Genomic DNA, 17,104 nt, shown 5'->3' with positions numbered 1-17,104 from the left:
TATTTTTACTCCTGTACTAGGTCGTGTGATTCAGGCTTCGCCTGTAGAGAAGGTTCCTTGGTTAATACGGGTAATACCAAGGTGAAACAAGTTCCTTTACCCAATTCGCTGTCCACCAAAATATCACCTTTATGCTCTTCGACAATGATGCCATAGGAGATAGATAAGCCTAATCCTGTGCCTTCGCCCACTTTCTTAGTGGTGTAAAAAGGATCAAACAACTTATCTAGTTGATCCTGTGCAATCCCCTGCCCTGAGTCTTTAATCCTGATTTCGATCCGATCTTCATTGACGATTGAGCTCACAAGAATCGAACCAGAATCGGTAATCGCTTGCCCAGCATTAACCAGCAAATTCAAAAGTACTTGCTTAATTTTTCCGGGTAAACAATAAGTTAACGGAATATCAGCTAAATCAGTAGATACTTCGCAATGGTATTTCAATTCATTATTCACAACCTTTAAAGTTGCTTCAATACAGTCATTCAGATTACACAGTTCATACTTTTCAACCTGATCGGCATGCGAAAACGCCTTTAAACCTTGAACGATATCTTTGACTCGAGACGAACCTTCTTTGGTATCTTTTAACAATTCATCCAGATCTTCATTCATAAACTCCAAATCAAGTTCTTCTTGAAGCTCTTTAAGTTGAGCTATAAGGCAGTCACGCTTTTCACCTTCGGGGGTCTCTATAATCTCTTGGTGAGCCGCGAGTAATTGGCGATAGTTATTTGAATAGAGCTCTAAGGTGCCAATATTACTAATCACAAACCCCATTGGGTTGTTTATCTCGTGGGCAACACCAGCCGCCAACACCCCGATAGAGGCCATCTTCTCTGACTGCAGCAGTTTAGCCTGCGCTTCTTTTATCTCTTTATTGGCCTGCTCCAACTGTTTGTTCTTAGCCACTAACTGCTTAGTACGCGCTTTGACCCTTTCCTCAAGGGAGCGGTTGAGTTCTGTCAGCTGTGCTTCAAACTCGTCCCTCCGTGCACTCGCTTCATGCAGATTACTCGCCATTGCATTAAAAGCGAGTGCTACATCTGCGACTTCATCGCCGCCTTTCACAGGCACTTTTACTTCGAAATCTCCGACGGAAATTACTTTCGCAGCTTGCGTTAACACCTTTAGTTGGCGAGTCAGATAGGTACCCAAAATTAGAGAAAATAGAGCCACCAGCCCCATTTCTATAGCCGCAATCAATGCGCTTCGCTGCTCAGCCTCTTCAATCGTTTTATTAATACTGTTGATATCTAACCCTAACTCAACTCTACCGTAAACTTGCCCCCCTTCAGAGATCTCGGCGTAGGTATCAAAAATACCGTCTTCAACGGTCGAAACGGATTGATCTGAGGAAAAGGGTTTCGACAACACGTCCTCACTGCCTTTCTCAGCAAACACAATGTTTTCAGGCCCAAGTACACGTGCATAAACGAGGTCGGGGTTTACCATCACCTCAGATACAAACGCCTCTAAAGAAGCTAAGTCGTAACTGAGCACCGCATCTTTAGTCGTCGTCGCAAATAAGGTCGCAGTGGTGTTAGCACGCTTACTTAAACCGTCATAGTTCGTGGTGCGAAGGTAATCCAAGGTCATACTAATCAACACCACCAGCAACAAGGCTTCTATGGCAGCAATACCCAGAATCGTTTTAAGTCGAAGAGACACTACTAACCCCAATCGCTACTTCAATAGATGTTCAAGTAACTTAATATCCAAGTCTCTTACATCATCCCAGTCTGCATTAGCAGCAATTTCCATTCCTTTGAAGTTAATGGATTTCAATAGAGCCTTACCTTCTGGATCATCATTCATGCTTAAAAAGGCTTGCTGTATTTTCTGCATTTTTTCATCACCAACCCGAGGGTGAACCGCAATGGCATGAGGGGTGTAACCTGGCGTTGTCCAAAGAACACGTAAATTCTCTTTAACTTTAGGGTCGGTATTGTTGAAAGTTCTCATAACCCCTCCCCCAGCTGGAAATAAACCACGTGATACCGTTAGGTATACCGAGTCATGAGAGGAAACGTATTTAGGCTCGAAGTTGATGCCATCTTTATTCATCTTGGCGCGAGGTAATACACTGGCTGCAAATGCAGCCGGTGATGGAAACGACAGCGTACTGGAATCGAGCTCTGACAAACTCTGGATAGGACTGTCTTTTTGCACAACAACAATCCCTTTAATGCGTTTATCTTGCTGCTTCAATATCGCCTGATAGCCCGGTTTCTGGCTAAACACCGTATAGTGATAGGGATTCATATAAGCGATATCGTACTCACCTGCCAATACCCTCTTTTCAAAAGTAGGAATATCTTGAGCAGTAGCGAACATGATTTTTACACCAGACTTTTCGCTTAAATAAGCACTGATCGGCGTCCACAATTTCGCAAGTTTTTTAGCTGATTGTTGCGGAACAATCCCTAGAGTTAGGGTTTCAGCGAAAGATGTAACCGGCATCAAAGCGATCAAACTCGCCAACGACAATGAACGTAAGGTTTTCATTAGGTGCTCTCCGTAACAATTATTTCCGCACAATCCAGAATCTCTTCTGAAATTTCATCCAAAGAATGATTTCCACCCACCATCTGCTTTGCAATGAACAGTTGGCAAGTTAGTTTCGATAGAGGTTCCTGACTTAATGGGCAAGACTGATATAAAACGGCATTCACCACCTCTGGCGAAAAGCCCCATAATTTCAACAAATAAGCGCCGATTGCATCTGTTTCAGATGATTCAGCCATCTCAACTAATGATCCAATACCATGGAAAAGGCCTGCCAAATAAATTTGATCATCGGCTTTATCAAGGTTCGAGTTTGAATGCAGTTCCTCCAGTAAAGTCACTACTTTCTGCGCTTTGGCTGCATCAAATTGATTAGGTTCTTGTAGACTGAGACCGAAAAAAAGAACCAAATTTTCAACTAGTCCAACACCTAGGCGCATAAGTGCCTGCTGCAAGCTATCTGTCTTAGATTGAAAACCAAAGAAGCTAGAATTCGCAACTTGTATAACTTTGGCTGAGATAGCCAAATCAGCTTCAATAATTGATGCCAACTGGCTAATTTCAGGCTCATCCGCACGATCTAAATATTGCTTAAGCTTGGTATAAACCAAAGGAAGTACGGGTAGGTGCTGCAACGACCCGATTAGCTTTCGCTGGGCATCTGAAATAGGGATGTGTTTTAGCGCCTTAGCCCTTTCTAGAACTTCAACCAGCTCTTCCGCTTCAAAAGGCTTAGGTAAAAGGAGATGAGCAACATCAGCCGAAGCCAACACAGTGTTATCACTGGTATCCCCACTGATTAAAATACGCATCGCTTCAGGCACACTTTCTCTTACTTCTCGCAGCAACTGTTCGCCGTCCATTTCCGGCATGCGTTTATCACTAACAACGATAGAAGGCCTCTGATCTTTGATGATCTGAAGCGCTTCTAGAGGGGAAGATTCGAAGACAAAATCCCATGCACTCACATATTCCCTTAAGCTCCTCCTTAGCGCCCGGAGCGTACTTTCCTCATCATCGATAAATACAACGGTTCCCTGTTTCATAATCAGATGGCTCTAGAAGTTTCAGTTAGCTTTTCTTGCGAGCTTTCCATTAACTGTTCAATCTGTTTAAGCAGATCAGAATTAGCATATGGCTTATGCAGATAACTATCTGCTCCGAGTTTCACCGCTCTTTCCAATGCAGAGTCAGAAGTGCCTGATACCACTAATATACGCGTAGATATTAGATGATCTGCATGTCTAACGTAACTGATAACATCCTCACCATTCAACCCTGGCATATTAAGATCTAGTGTCATAACTGCAGGCTTTAACTCCGTAAGTAAGGAACCTGCTTCAAAGCCATTAGCAGCGATTTTTGTCTCATACCCTGCCCCCTTCAAAACTCGCTGTATCGCTCTAGCTGCTGCAGGTTCATCGTCAACAATTAGAATTAAATTCTTACCTGGGCTGAACAGCTCTTCAGGTAATGGAATATCATGGGCTTTAAGGAAATTAATTAAATTATCTTCCGATACGCGGTTATTCCCACGACCCGGCAATTTAAACCCTTTCAATTCACCTTTTTCTATCCAACGGATCACCGTGCGTAAACTTACACCGCAGATTTTTGCGACATCGCCTGATGTATAAGCTTTCATAATCCGCCCTTTATAACGTCTGATCTCATATATAAAGGTAGTCAGGGTTTTCTTATTTGTCACAAAAGTCATATAAAAGAATGGGTCATCAACCTTAAATCAAAGTGTTACAAAATGGATAAGAGGACATTTATGCCAGCAGCTATAAAATAGTCTATATTGAAAATCACAACTTAAACCCACGGAATGAAGGTAGCGCGCAATGAAAGGAGTTATTTTCAATATTCTTGAAGAGATGGTGCTAGACCAATGCGGTCTAGAACAATGGAATGCCATTCTGGATAAGCTATCACTCGATGGGGTTTATACTGCCGGGCAGACCTATCCTGACGATGAGCTCTTTGCACTGGTTACCGAAATTTCGGAACAAACAGGCATAGAGGCAGGAGCATTAGTCGGCGCATTCGGCGAGTTTCTATTTGATAATTTAGCTCGTAGATATCCTGTATTCCTTGAAAAACAGCCTGATCTTTGTAGCTTCCTTGAAAGCGTGGATGGTGTCATACATTTAGAAGTTAAAAAGCTATTTGATAACCCTGCTTTACCTCGTTTTGAATACGAAAAATTAGCAAATGGATCACTCCTTATGCGTTATACCTCACCCAGAAAGCTATGCATTCTGGCTGAAGGTCTGATTAGAGGTGCGGCAAAGAAATATGAGACGCCTATATCGATTACACACGATGTTTGCTGTCATAAAGGTGATCCCCATTGCGACATTATCGTTGAGTTTCACACATGACCGATACTCAAAATCCCTACAAACAAGCGTATGAGCGCGAACGTAAAGCTCGACTCGAGGCTGAACACCTTTTGGAAGATAAGTCGCGAGAACTATACCAAAAAAACCAGCATTTAGAGCAAAGTTACGAACAGCTAAAAAAACAACAAGCCATGATGCTACAAAACGAGAAGCTAGCAACATTAGGTACGCTCTCGGCTGGCGTAGCACACGAAATAAACAACCCTGTTGCTTTTATTAAGAGCAACGTCGAATCACTGAAACAGTACTTTGATTCCTATAACCTGATTTTCGCTGAAATAAAGCAATTATTGCCTAAACTTTCTGAGGATCAGAGGCGGCCTTTAGTACAGCTCCTGATCGAAGAAGATATCGACTTTATCTCCGAAGATATTCCGCAATTGATGGAAGATACCCAAGAAGGCCTACAGCGGGTAAAAGATATCGTTCAAAACTTACGGAGTTTTTCTAGAACCCAAGCGAGTGACCATGGCAGTTATGATTTGCTAGAAGGCATCAGCAGTACATTAAAGCTTCTTCAAAGTGAATTAAAGAATTCTGTTACCTTAGATATCTCACTTGAGCCAATACCTAAGATCGAATGCAACTTAAACGAACTCAATCAGGTGTTTCTTAATCTGATTATGAACGCGAAGCACGCCACGGTCGATTCACAAAATCCCTGCGTATCTGTGAGATCCAAACACGATAATCAATACGTATATATAGAAATAGCTGACAATGGTTGCGGTATTTCCGAAGAGGTACAAAAAGATATATTCACACCTTTCTTTACCACTAAACCTGTCGGGCAAGGTACAGGCATGGGGCTAGCTATTTCACATAACATCATCAAAAAGCATAGCGGCGAAATTCAATTACAAAGTAAAACAGGTGAAGGCACTACTTTCACAATCAAACTCCCTATAAACTGAACTCAAATCATCCCTGTGACCAAAAGGACTTCCATGCTCAGTAACGCAATTATCAACATCACTAATCTTCGTTTACGCACTTTTATCGGTTTTAACCCCGAAGAGATGGAAAAGCAGCAGGATGTTGTTATCAATATCGAAATTCAATATCCAGCAAGCAAAGCCTTTGCAGATGATGATGTAGATCAGGCCCTCAACTACAAAACCATCACAAAAGAAGTTATCAAACATGTGGAAGACGGTCGCTTCTTATTATTGGAAAAGCTCGTTTCAGATGTACTAGATATCTGCACAGCCCACCCATGGACAGTTTATGCCAAAGTAACCATCGACAAACCTCACGCCCTAAGGTTTGCAGATTCAGTTTCACTGTCTTTAGAGTGGAAAAAAGACCTCTAAGCCCAAAACCACTACTTTAGAAGTAAAGAAAAACACCTTTACCACTACTTTATATTGAAAAATTCTCAACTTACTTGGCTACAGGATTTCTTGAGTTTTGCTTAATCCAGTCTAATCTACTGAGAGTCCACCCTAACAAGGTAGTAAACAACTCAGGGAGAGAAGTAGATGGATATCAATCGGTTTAATAAGCTAATTCGCCAAGCAGTAAATGATAACAATGCAGCCGCTTGGCATGCCGCCACAGATCACCGCGCTTTCTGCGAAAACCTAATAGGCTCCTTTGAAGCCCATGAGGTCGTTAAAAACATTCTTATCGACGTGGTGGACGAACTACTGCAACGTAAAGCCGAAGATAAATATGGTAACTACACTATTGGTGATGGCGTCACTATTTTAGAAAGTGGACACTGCATACCTGCGACCGTCATAAAACAAACAAATAACCGTGATGACCTTACCGTGCAATTAGATAAGGTATTTGATGATGGTCACATTGAAAAGGATGGTAGCGGCGAGGTAATTGAGTTCCACCGCTCCCATGACCGTGTGTATGTTCATTTAGAAGGACGTTCACTTAGCCGCTTAGTCGCGGGACGTAAATTTGTAGACTACTCGCCAGAGCACCTTGAAGAAGAGATGGAACGGCTCACCGCAAAGAAGCAGCTTGCCTGTTAATTAACTAACAACCACCTTTTAAAAGATAAGCAAGCCCTATAAGGGCTTGCTGTTTATTCACCCTCGTCTAGATACTCTAATTTCGGCAAAGGGCATCCCATTATGGCCGCAATCGTCGTGATTAACTCGCGCTCGGTCGTTGTAAGCTTGCCATCATGCTCAATGCAGCGACAAAGCCCAATTAGTAAACGCCGCTGCAGCAACGGATACGCTAGCCCCAGTACATTTACCGCTTTAATAAATACCTGAACATCACACTCTTCAGCCGGTAAAAGGTGGATGTTATAGAGCGAAACCGCACCTGCACCTCGATTGAATGCCCTTTCTGCTGTCTCTTCATCTTCATGGCCAAAACGAGCCACAGCAGATAATATTTGCGCGTATTCATCACCGATCTGACCTGGTGTTTTATAACGCGGAGCGCTCTTGAGCTCAGGGTCATGCTCCCCTGCAAGGTAATGCTGAACCAACTGGAATAAGCACCATTCGAATAGGTCAGTTTTCTTATCAGCTCTAATCAGCTGCATGAGTAGACGCTTGAATTGCTTATACTGTTCAGCTGACATGCATTTCAATGCTGGCAGTAATAACTCGATCAGTGGTAATCGACAATGTTCTTGAAGATGATCTACAGCTTGGGCTGTTTTAAGTACTTCTTTCTCTAAGCCTTGAAATCCCGTTGCCTTAATCATATCCAGTTGTTTCTGGCGTAGCTCACCTTCACTATGGAGCAGTAAGGAGCAACAGATAGACATCGCACCTAAAGATTCTTTCGCCTGTTCATACAAAAACTCAGGGATTTGATCTATTTTCTCTCGTGCTGCACTCAAACTATTATCTGTTAAAGCACTCTCCCCAGTACCCGTCATAACCGCTGCACTTATTGCAGCAGCCTCTTGAACCCTTTGGCGTTTTTCTTCGCTTTTCTGCTGCTCTTCTTCAAGCTTTCGCTCACGGGTTTCATTACCACGATAAAGAAAGTTGCCATCCCAATGAGGGTCGACACGCAGAATGCGATCAACAATTGGAGGGTGCGTTGCAAATAGGCTGGAAAGACTAGAGATCGCCTGACCAAAAAACAGATGACTCACTTCGCTACGATGAGAGTTGTTGATCTCACTGCCCGGCGAATATCCACCAATCAGCTTTAATGCATTTGCAATACCTTCGGGATTACGGGTGAACTGCACTGCACTGGCATCTGCCAAAAATTCCCGCTGTCGACTGACAGCAGATTTGATTAGCTTTCCAAAAAAGATCCCTAGCCAACCAACGATCATCAAGCCAAAACCTAGAAGTGCCACACGACCATCAGAACGACGATCACTGCCGCCGCGAGCAAAAAGCTCACCGACTTGACCAATAAACACAATGCCATGCAACAAAGAGATCAAACGCAGATTTAGACGCATATCACCATTCAGGATATGGCTAAATTCGTGTGCAATCACACCTTGGAGTTCGTCCCGCTTAAAGTGCTCGATACTCCCTTGGGTAACACCAATCACCGCATCTGCAGGAGTATTTCCTGCAGCAAAGGCATTTATCCCCATCTCGTGTGCCATAAGGTATACCGGTGGGACAGGCATGCCCGAGGCTAACGCCATCTCCTCAACAACATTAAGCACCAAGCGTTCATTTGGCTCTTCGCTATCAGGCAAGATACGTACACCACCTAGAGACTCAGCCACCGCTTTACCACCCGAGGATAGTTGCCACCATTTGTACAAAATAGCGCAGCCAACCACTCCTCCGACAGCCAAACTAATAAGCGCGAAGTTTCTCCACGAGAAAATACCTGGATTTTCAAACGGGGAGGAACCATAGACTGCAGCAATGTCTGTGGTGTCACCTGATAAAAGCTGAAAAGCGATACCCACCAACAGATTGGTAATTAGGATTAAGCTCAGAACAGCTAGGCAAAAAAGAAAGACAAGCCAGCCGGTATTGCGTCTGGCCTTGTCCTGTTGCTCAAAAAAATTCATGAATCAGCAACCTCGCAAGTTGTTAGAAACTTACTTTCGGCGCTGCTTGAATCTGCTCGCTGTCATCAAACTCAAGCAAAGTAGCGTCTTGAGAGTGACCAAACATGTTTGCGAAGAAAACGGGTGGGAAAGATTGGCGGTAAGTGTTGTATTCAGTCACCGAATCATTAAACGCTTGGCGAGCAAACGCGACACGGTTTTCGGTGGATGATAGCTCCTCCGACAGTTGCATCATATTTTCATTGGCTTTTAGATCTGGGTAATCTTCCATGACAAAGTTCAACTTACCCAAAGCCGACTGCAGCTGATTCTCAGCACCTGACAACTGCTGTAGCGAGTCAGCACTATGTACAGACGCCGCACCTTTTAACAAAGCGGACGCTTCATTTCGCGCTTGAATAACCGCTTCAAGCGTTTCACGCTCGTGCTTCATATAGCCTTGAGCGACTTCCACTAAGTTAGGAATAAGATCGTAACGGCGCTTTAGTTGCACCTCGATTTGTGAAAAGCCGTTTTCATAACGGTTTTTCAATTTCACTAAGCCATTGTAGATGCTGACTATGTAAAAAATCACACCTAACAGAACAACCAACGTAACAATTAATCCAATGTCCACATCTAACTCCTTAACTATCCTTAATCCCTTTAAAAGAGAATCATTCTGATAAAAAGACTATAAGTTAGATTGCGGACAGAAGAAATAGATTGCCCCTTTAAAACAAGTTAAAAACAGTTAACTTATGCTTTAAAGGCTAACGACAATTCGACAGTTAAATCCTGTGCAGATATAGCCTTACATCCAGAACGATTTTCGCCTGACCACAAGGGCGTAAAATCACCTAAGCCTTTGCTTTCGGCATAACTACGTAAAGGGGTAATCGCCTGAGTAGAGAAAGGAAAAGCCAATGCCACTTCTGACCAGTCATCCAAATCTTGCATAACCCGATTTCGAATACCTCTAGCAGGTCGACCTGAGAAAAGATTGGTAATGGCAGTAGGTGTATCTGTCTGCTGCAACATCCCCCGATGGATATCGCTCGTCTTAGCCTCATCGCATAGCAGATAAGTTGTACCTATCTGCACTCCTTGAGCACCTAGACCCAACATATCTTTAATATCGCTCTGGTCAGCAATACCACCCGCAGCAATCACTGGAATCGAAAGCTCCGCAGATAATTTTGCTACCAACGTTTTTGTATCCAACTGGGTTTCCAAATCCTTGGTTAAAAACATACCACGATGACCGCCAGCTTCAACACCTTGGGCAATCACCATATCAGCACCATTTGCTGCTAACCAAATACCCTCTTCGACCGTTGTCGCACTCGAAAGCACTGTCGCTCCCCAGGCTTTTACTCGCGCTAGAAGATCGGGTTCTGGTAACCCAAAATGAAAACTCATCACAGGCGGCGCGTATTTTTCGATCGCATCAGCAGTCTCTTTGCTAAAAGGCATACGCGACGCTTTCGCACTGTATTCAGGCTCTAGTCCAGCTTCCTGATAGTAAGGCGATAACTGATCGATCCAAGCAGCTATCTCCTGATCACTTACTGCAGGAACCTTATGACAAAAGAAGTTAAGGTTGAAAGGACGATCTGTATACGCTCTAAACTGCTCGATTTCGGCACATATCTGCTCCGTAGATAACATCCCACATGGAATAGAGCCTAATCCACCTGCATCAGAAACAGCAGCAGCTAGACGCCAATCCTGCACTCCAGCCATAGGCGCTTGGATAATAGCGACATCAACACCTAACATTTCATTCATATTCATACATTATCCTTCGACTACAAAGCTAATAGGTTGAGCAGGTACGTGCTTTCCTCGGGAGTCTAACCAGTGAAAGTACGCTTAACTAACGATTTTTAAAGAACCATTTGTTCACTGAAAGAGAACTAAGATCTAAATTTAAGTAAAACTACAGATAATTATGGAACTATCTCACTGTAATATAGGTCTGTAAGAATCACTTAAGTGGTGTAACTGAACTTCCAGATAGAAGGTTAAACATGAACAAATTCATCTATGTCATGGACCCAATGTGTAGCTGGTGTTGGGCATTTTCACCGGTTATTTCCCACTTAAAGGACAAGTATCCAGAATTGCAGTGGCAATTACTGATGGGAGGCTTAGCCCCCGACTCTGATGTGCCAATGCCTGAAACGATGCAACAAAAACTGATCTCAATCTGGCAGCATATTGAAGAACATACTGGAGCCAAATTCAATTTCGACTTCTGGAGCAAGAACACGCCAAGACGTAGCACTTATCCAGCCTGTCGCGCCGTGATTGCCGCTGAGCAGCTCGAGTCAGACTCTGCTTTTGATATGGTAGAAGCCATTCAACAAGCCTATTACCAAAAGGCTTTAAACCCTTCAGATATAGAAGTACTTACTAACCTTGCTGCAGAGATTGGGTTGGACAAAGACAGTTTCAGCGCACTAATGACTAGCCCTGAAGCCCAAACAGGATTAGAGCAACAAATACAACAAAGCCACGCGCTTGGCGCTCAAGGGTTTCCTTCGCTATTTATTGCAACAGAAGCCGGAGCACATGCAATTAGCTATGGCTATTGTGGAATCGAGGAAGTAACGAGAAGAATTGAAGCAATTTTAGGCAGGTGAGAATTACAGAGGTAAATACAACGGGGTTACCAGAACAGCAACCCCGTTGGAATGAGCTTAGTCTCTTACAACAGAAACATCTTCCGCCTGAAGACCTTTATCACTCTCACGTACATGGAAGCGTACCTTTTGACCTTCTGCCAAAGATCGGTGGCCACGACCACGAATATTACGGAAGTGAACAAATACGTCATCGTCTTCACCACGGGTGATAAAGCCGAAACCTTTAGACACGTTAAACCACTTAACGGTGCCCTGCTCACGGTCATCGTTTTCGTCGATATATTCTTCTTCTGCACCATTGACTACAGAAGCATCTGCTTCAGTATTGTTACCAGACGCCGCAAAGAAAGAAGCAGCAAAAGTCACTACAAACACAACTGCCACAGCAGCAATATTAGATAACTCTACCTCAACACCTGCTACCGAACCTAACAGAACTGGCACTAAAACGGCCGCGATAGCACTCACAATCAGACTACGAATCACTGATTAACCCTCATTGTATTATATTGTCATTTATCACATGAATAGCACTTGTACTGGCGGAATAAAGATTATCCCTACCAAACAGAGAGGTATATCGAATTTCGTGATTTTTTTCAACAGCTTATATTGTTAATCCCGTAAATAAGCCACATTCGTTTAATATCCGAGTCTGATAAACTATGCTAAATCTCAATAACACGCACGGCTTGGATCCATTCAATGAACGATCAAGAACGCATTACAGAGCTAGAAACCCGCGTGGCGTTTCAAGAAGACACTCTGGATAAATTAAATAACATGGTTGCATCTCAGGAGATTGAACTCGAGCGTTTAAAGCGTATGCTCAAGATCATGAACCAGCAGTTGAAAAACCTAACGGTGGACGGAGTTGCTGGTGCTGGCGAAAATGAGCCACCCCCTCCACATTATTGAGGCAAAAGGGAAATATGCTGTCGTTGTTACAAAGCGGTTTACATTATTTAGGTCGGCAATTCATCAGTATCGTTACCCGTCCTCGCGTGGTAAACCCAGAACTATTGCAGGCAAACTCTACTCGTAATACTTATTACATTCTGGAAAACGACCGTTTAAGCCACCAGCTTCTGTTAAAAAACTTACTGCAAAAGCAAGGTATCTCCTTTATGGAGCAGCAGCTTCTTTTTGCTGATTCAGAAGGCAAAAGCCCGCTTAAAGAAGATTTAACAGAGATCGTAGCAACACAGCAAAGCAACCCTAAACTAAATATACAGATCATCCCTGTAGCGATTTTCCATGGTCGACGTCCAAACAGAGAAAAATCTTGGCTTAATCTGCTCTGTACTGAAACATGGCATAAAGCGGGCCCTTTAGGCAGCTTCATGCAGCTCCTTATCAATGGTCGCCAAACACTGGTTTCTGTGGATAAACCACTAGATCTGCAACAGTTGATGGTTAAAGAAGACAATATTGAGTCCATCGCACGAAAAACCGCTAGGGTTCTACGCACGCACTTCAGCATTCTTCGAGCATCAATCATTGGTCCAGACCTTTCCCATCGCCGAACACTGATCTCTTTGGTACTGAAGCACCCCAATGTACAAAAGGCTATAGATCTACAAGCAGCTGAGAGAAATACCAGTCGTCATAGAATCGAAAGACACTGTTTTAAAACCCTTGATAAAATCGCAGCGAACTACAGCCCAACAACAATCAGACTCTTAGACCCCATTCTTAACTGGGTATGGAAACGCCTTTACAACGGGGTAAAAATTCATAACACGGCAGAAATTCAAGAGATTTCTAAAACCCATCAGATTATCTACCTACCCTGCCATCGCAGTCACATGGATTATCTGTTGTTATCTTGGGCTCTATATCGCCATGGTTTAATGATTCCCCATGTCGCTGCAGGTGAAAACCTCAACATCCCGATTGTCGGACCCATTTTAAAACGCGGCGGCGCGATCTTTATGCGTCGTAAGTTTCATGGCGATCCGCTTTACGCCTGCTTATATAAAACCTATTTGGAGCAGATGAGCCATAGAGGCCACGCCTTAGAATACTTTATTGAAGGTGGGCGAAGCCGCACCGGCCGATTACTGCCAGCCAAAACCGGCCTCCTCTCGATGAGTATCGACTCTTTCCGTGAAGGTAGTCCCAAGCCCGTTGCTCTTATACCAGTTTGGATTGGTTATGATCGTCTAGTCGAAAGCCGCAGTTACCAAAAAGAGTTAGCCGGGGCCAAGAAGAAGCGAGAGTCATTTACTGAATTTTTCTCATCGCTAAAAATCCTAAGACAGAAGTTTGGTGAGACACTGCTCAGTTTCGGTAAACCTATACCTCTGGAAGAGCACTCTGATTATAGCCTTTCCCTAGAAGAAGATGTCACCAATATCTCTCAGCAAGTGATGTGCAATATCAACCAAGCAGCTGGCGTTACCAAAAGCAGCTTGTTGGCCACCTGTTTACTGAGCGGTAGTCAGCTGCAATCCGTTGCAGAACTGAGTGATAAAAGCACGCGTTTGCTCAACTTATTAACACAGCTCTACCCAAACACAGCTCTACTGCCAGACGGAAAACCTTCTGATTGGATACAAAGCGCCCACAATATGAGGCAGCTAGAAACCAAGCTAAATCTGGTAGAGATCAATCAGGCTCAAGCACAAGAGATGAGCTTTTACCGTAATAACATTCAACATATGTTAGTACTGCCCAGCATGTACTTGCTACTTGCTCACCGCTTGGAGTCACCACGCGCGCAAAACATCAATCGAACTATCCGTATGCTCTATCCATTTTTACAGGCCGAACTGTTTTTGCCTTACAAAATGGAAGAGCTCACAGATCAGCTAAAGCAGATTCGAGATGGACTACTAGAACAGAACCTGCTTGAAGAGGCTGAGCCTCAAGTGTGGAAAACAACCTCTAACGCACTAGTTAACACACTTATACTCAACGCTGAGCCGATTCTTCTGCGTTACTATATTGTGCTTCGAGTACTCACGCGATATGAAGAGATTAGCCGCGACGATCTTATCCATAGCAGCCAACAGATTGCAGAAAAGATCCACTTAGAATATGGCTACAGCACGCCTGAATATAAAGATGAGCAAGTATTAAAATCCTTTATCAAACAGCTGCGTAATTTAGACTTTATTCGGGAAGAGAACGCTAGGATCAAAGCAAATTTTGATAGCGAAAGTTTGTTTAAACAAGCGAACAAAATTCTGCGCCCGCATATGATCTCACTGATCGATCACAAACTTAGAGAGCGTTAACCTAAACCAGTCGCTTAATGAAAACTAAGCCTCAAGCTTTTTCAGTGGATAGATATCATAGCGGCTAGATTTTCCTTGGAACTGCAAAGAAGGTTTTCGATCCGCCAAAAAGGGAGCTTTACGCGGACGTTTAACCACAACGCGGTTTTCGGCTATCGCTAATGCCGCATCCAATAACTGATCTGCATCCAGATCGTCCCCTACTACTGGGCGAAACGCGCGCATCTCTTTTTTCACTAATGCACTCTTATCGTTGTGGGGAAACATAGGATCGAGGTAAACCACTTGAAAGGTTGTGCCCTGTTTAGCCTGAGCCTGCATCCACTCAATACTATTCGCATTATGTAGCTGCATACGCTCGACAATATCAGCCACTTCACTTTCTGCAGCACGGTTTAAACCGTCCTCTAGGAGTGCATGAACAATTGGTGAACGTTCTAGCAAGGTCATATCGCAACCTAAGGTTGCCAATACAAAGGCATCTTTACCTAAACCTGCAGTAGCATCTAGCACTTGTGGCGTTATGCCGCCTTTAATACCCACGGCTTTGGCAATCATCTGACCTTTACCACCACCAAACTGACGTCGGTGGGCAACCGCACCTGAAACAAAATCAGCGTAAGTTGGACCTGGCGCTTTTTTGCCACAAGGTTGCAGCCTTAAACCTTGTTCGGAAAGCTGTAACTCTAAAGAGCAGTCATGAGCTTGATCAGGTGATTTGATTGGTAGCTGCAATCTAGCGGCAAACTGCTCTGCTTGTTCAGCAAAATCAGCATGCATTGGAACAATGACTATATCTGTAAGAACTGGATTAGACATTAAAAAACCGAAAAGCCTTAAGCGGTGGTAAACCAGATAACTAAAAGGAAGATACCCAGAATCATACGGTATACAACAAATGGCTGCATCCCAATACGGTCTAACCATTTAAGGAAAAAATGGATACAGCTGAATGCACTAATACCTGCAATCAAAGTACCTAGAGCAACCATCAACCAAGGAGCACTTTCACCTTGAGCATAGAGATCTAAGCCCTTAACAAGACCAGCCCCTAGAATGATTGGCACAGAGAGTAGAAAAGAGTAGCGTGCAGCAGCCTGCCTTTCTAAACCAAGCATTAAGGCTGCAGAGATCGTAATACCACTTCGAGATGTACCCGGAATTAGCGCTAGTGCTTGAGCACAACCAATCACAAGAGCATCTTTAACTTTCAACGAATCAATTTGGCGAGTTTCCGCTCTGAATAGATCAGCCCAGCATAATAAGGCACCAAAGATCAGCGTAGTTCCCGCAATCACCAACATTGAGCGTAGGTTTTGATCAATAAAATCATTGAGAACAAAACCAACAAACATCGCTGGCAATGTCGCCAAAATCACTAACCACGCCAAACGCGAATTTGGAGAATGATGACCCGATAAACTTTGTAGCCAAGCACAAAACATCTGAACCAAATCTTGACGAAAATACGCAACTACAGCCAACAAAGTTCCAACATGCACACCCACATCAAACGCTAGCCCCTGATCAGGCCAATCCAGAAGTTGGGAAGGCAAAATAAGGTGAGCAGAGCTACTGATCGGCAGAAATTCCGTCAATCCCTGAAGTAAGGCCAGAATAATGACCTGAAAAAAATCCATCTATTGTTGATCCTTTTTCTTCCACGCAACTTCATCACGGAGGTAAACAGGCAAGGCCTTATCTGCTGCAACCGCTTTTCCTTGCGTCCAATCTTGTTCGGCTAGTTTAAGCATGTAAGCTGCGGAGGGATAATAAAGCTCTTCGCTCACAGAAATGGCGTTCTGGGTGTCTGAACTCATATCTTCGAGATAACGCCAGCCACTGCCCACTGCAAAATAGGAACCTTCACCAAGGCTTAGTTCCGCAGGCGCACATACTTTTTCATCTAAAAGCGTTGTCAGCTCACCTGATTCGATTTGGTAGCTCGCCACATAGATCTCATTCATACGAGCATCTAAAGCAGCCACAACGGACGAAACTTGCTCTTTATCAGATGCGGCTAAAGCAAGCGCAGCCAGAGTAGATACAGGCAGCACAGGTAAATCTGCAGCGTAAGCTAAGCCTTGAGTAACACCAGTGGCAATTCGAATACCTGCGAACGAACCCGGACCACGTCCAAACGCGATCGCATCTAAATCAGTTACAGCTAACTGTGCATTCGCCAACATTTCCTGCACCATCGGTAGAAGCTGCTGAGTATGTTGACGAGGGATGATCCGAAAATCTTCCTGAATTTCACCGTTAAGACTCAAAGCTACAGAACAAGCATCAGTAGAAGTATCAAGCGCTAAAATTTTGGACATTAATCAGATCACTTTGG

Annotated in this window: 18 protein-coding genes; 7 read left to right on the top strand and 11 right to left on the bottom strand. The window is 43.7% G+C overall.

The genetic code is table 11. The features are described from left to right. Positions 1 to 5 precede the first annotated feature (5 nt). Genes ACMXYN_RS04500 through ACMXYN_RS04485 form a run of 4 tightly spaced genes read right to left on the bottom strand, consistent with a single transcriptional unit; the run spans position 6 to position 4,152 of the window. Positions 6 to 1,670, bottom strand: a complete 1,665-nt coding sequence (locus tag ACMXYN_RS04500) for a sensor histidine kinase (protein WP_415893681.1) — start codon at positions 1,668 to 1,670, stop codon at positions 6 to 8. Between the two features lie 15 nt (positions 1,671 to 1,685). Next, a complete protein-coding gene (locus ACMXYN_RS04495) occupies positions 1,686 to 2,507 on the bottom strand; it encodes a phosphate/phosphite/phosphonate ABC transporter substrate-binding protein (RefSeq protein ID WP_415893680.1) in 822 nt (273 codons plus the stop codon). Continuing rightward, a complete protein-coding gene (locus ACMXYN_RS04490; RefSeq protein WP_415893679.1) occupies positions 2,507 to 3,553 on the bottom strand; it encodes an HDOD domain-containing protein in 1,047 nt (348 codons plus the stop codon). Before ACMXYN_RS04490 ends, ACMXYN_RS04495 begins: the two co-directional genes overlap by 1 nt. A gap of 2 nt (positions 3,554 to 3,555) precedes the next feature. Next, positions 3,556 to 4,152: a response regulator gene (locus tag ACMXYN_RS04485; protein ID WP_415893678.1), complete on the bottom strand. Its 597-nt coding sequence runs from the start codon at positions 4,150 to 4,152 to the stop codon at positions 3,556 to 3,558. A gap of 202 nt (positions 4,153 to 4,354) precedes the next feature. Between ACMXYN_RS04485 and ACMXYN_RS04480 the strand changes: the two genes are divergently transcribed. The 4 genes from ACMXYN_RS04480 to ACMXYN_RS04465 all read left to right on the top strand — a co-directional run bounded on the left by ACMXYN_RS04480 (position 4,355) and on the right by ACMXYN_RS04465 (position 6,906). Continuing rightward, positions 4,355 to 4,894 (top strand): heme NO-binding domain-containing protein, encoded by a 540-nt coding sequence (locus ACMXYN_RS04480; protein ID WP_415893677.1) that lies wholly within the window; start codon positions 4,355 to 4,357, stop codon positions 4,892 to 4,894. Next, complete coding sequence (locus tag ACMXYN_RS04475; RefSeq protein ID WP_415893676.1) at positions 4,891 to 5,829, top strand: sensor histidine kinase; 939 nt, start codon at positions 4,891 to 4,893, stop codon at positions 5,827 to 5,829. The genes ACMXYN_RS04480 and ACMXYN_RS04475 overlap by 4 nt, the downstream gene beginning before the upstream one ends. 33 nt (positions 5,830 to 5,862) lie before the next feature. Beyond that, positions 5,863 to 6,228 (top strand): dihydroneopterin triphosphate 2'-epimerase, encoded by a 366-nt coding sequence (gene folX / locus ACMXYN_RS04470; RefSeq protein ID WP_415893675.1) that lies wholly within the window; start codon positions 5,863 to 5,865, stop codon positions 6,226 to 6,228. A 168-nt stretch (positions 6,229 to 6,396) separates the two neighbouring features. Beyond that, positions 6,397 to 6,906 carry a hypothetical protein gene (locus tag ACMXYN_RS04465; RefSeq protein WP_415893674.1) on the top strand — a complete coding sequence of 170 codons (510 nt, stop codon included), beginning with the start codon at positions 6,397 to 6,399 and terminating at the stop codon, positions 6,904 to 6,906. Between the two features lie 53 nt (positions 6,907 to 6,959). Here ACMXYN_RS04465 and ACMXYN_RS04460 read toward each other — a convergent pair whose 3' ends face one another. The 3 genes from ACMXYN_RS04460 to ACMXYN_RS04450 form a co-directional block, all read right to left on the bottom strand. Next, positions 6,960 to 8,891, bottom strand: a complete 1,932-nt coding sequence (locus ACMXYN_RS04460; RefSeq protein ID WP_415893673.1) for a M48 family metallopeptidase — start codon at positions 8,889 to 8,891, stop codon at positions 6,960 to 6,962. Between the two features lie 22 nt (positions 8,892 to 8,913). Continuing rightward, the gene (locus ACMXYN_RS04455) at positions 8,914 to 9,507 is read right to left on the bottom strand and encodes a LemA family protein (RefSeq protein ID WP_415893672.1); all 594 of its coding nucleotides are present in this window, start codon (positions 9,505 to 9,507) and stop codon (positions 8,914 to 8,916) included. A 122-nt stretch (positions 9,508 to 9,629) separates the two neighbouring features. After that, complete coding sequence (locus ACMXYN_RS04450; protein ID WP_415893671.1) at positions 9,630 to 10,667, bottom strand: NAD(P)H-dependent flavin oxidoreductase; 1,038 nt, start codon at positions 10,665 to 10,667, stop codon at positions 9,630 to 9,632. A 236-nt stretch (positions 10,668 to 10,903) separates the two neighbouring features. Here ACMXYN_RS04450 and ACMXYN_RS04445 point away from each other — a divergent pair, with 236 nt between their 5' ends. Beyond that, on the top strand, positions 10,904 to 11,518 hold the full coding sequence (locus tag ACMXYN_RS04445) for a DsbA family protein (protein ID WP_415893670.1): 615 nt from the start codon (positions 10,904 to 10,906) through the stop codon (positions 11,516 to 11,518). Positions 11,519 to 11,575: 57 nt separating this feature from the next. Here ACMXYN_RS04445 and ACMXYN_RS04440 read toward each other — a convergent pair whose 3' ends face one another. After that, a complete protein-coding gene (locus ACMXYN_RS04440; protein ID WP_415893669.1) occupies positions 11,576 to 12,007 on the bottom strand; it encodes a cold-shock protein in 432 nt (143 codons plus the stop codon). A gap of 219 nt (positions 12,008 to 12,226) precedes the next feature. Here ACMXYN_RS04440 and ACMXYN_RS04435 point away from each other — a divergent pair, with 219 nt between their 5' ends. Further along, positions 12,227 to 12,439 (top strand): SlyX family protein, encoded by a 213-nt coding sequence (locus ACMXYN_RS04435; protein ID WP_415890531.1) that lies wholly within the window; start codon positions 12,227 to 12,229, stop codon positions 12,437 to 12,439. Positions 12,440 to 12,453: 14 nt separating this feature from the next. Further along, positions 12,454 to 14,763, top strand: a complete 2,310-nt coding sequence (gene plsB / locus ACMXYN_RS04430) for a glycerol-3-phosphate 1-O-acyltransferase PlsB (protein WP_415893668.1) — start codon at positions 12,454 to 12,456, stop codon at positions 14,761 to 14,763. 24 nt (positions 14,764 to 14,787) lie between these two features. Here plsB and ACMXYN_RS04425 read toward each other — a convergent pair whose 3' ends face one another. The 3 genes from ACMXYN_RS04425 to tsaB are packed head-to-tail and all read right to left on the bottom strand — an operon-like array spanning position 14,788 to position 17,087. Continuing rightward, positions 14,788 to 15,582: a class I SAM-dependent methyltransferase gene (locus ACMXYN_RS04425; RefSeq protein WP_415893667.1), complete on the bottom strand. Its 795-nt coding sequence runs from the start codon at positions 15,580 to 15,582 to the stop codon at positions 14,788 to 14,790. Between the two features lie 17 nt (positions 15,583 to 15,599). After that, on the bottom strand, positions 15,600 to 16,403 hold the full coding sequence (locus ACMXYN_RS04420) for an undecaprenyl-diphosphate phosphatase (RefSeq protein ID WP_415893666.1): 804 nt from the start codon (positions 16,401 to 16,403) through the stop codon (positions 15,600 to 15,602). After that, a complete protein-coding gene (tsaB, locus tag ACMXYN_RS04415) occupies positions 16,404 to 17,087 on the bottom strand; it encodes a tRNA (adenosine(37)-N6)-threonylcarbamoyltransferase complex dimerization subunit type 1 TsaB (RefSeq protein ID WP_415893665.1) in 684 nt (227 codons plus the stop codon). Positions 17,088 to 17,104 lie beyond the last annotated feature (17 nt).

The sequence above is a fragment of the Neptuniibacter sp. PT8_73 genome, from assembly GCF_047778045.1.
Classification (GTDB): Bacteria; Pseudomonadota; Gammaproteobacteria; order Pseudomonadales; family Balneatricaceae; genus Neptuniibacter.
Note: the sequence above shows the minus strand (reverse complement) of the source record. Positions and strands in the feature narration are given on the sequence as shown.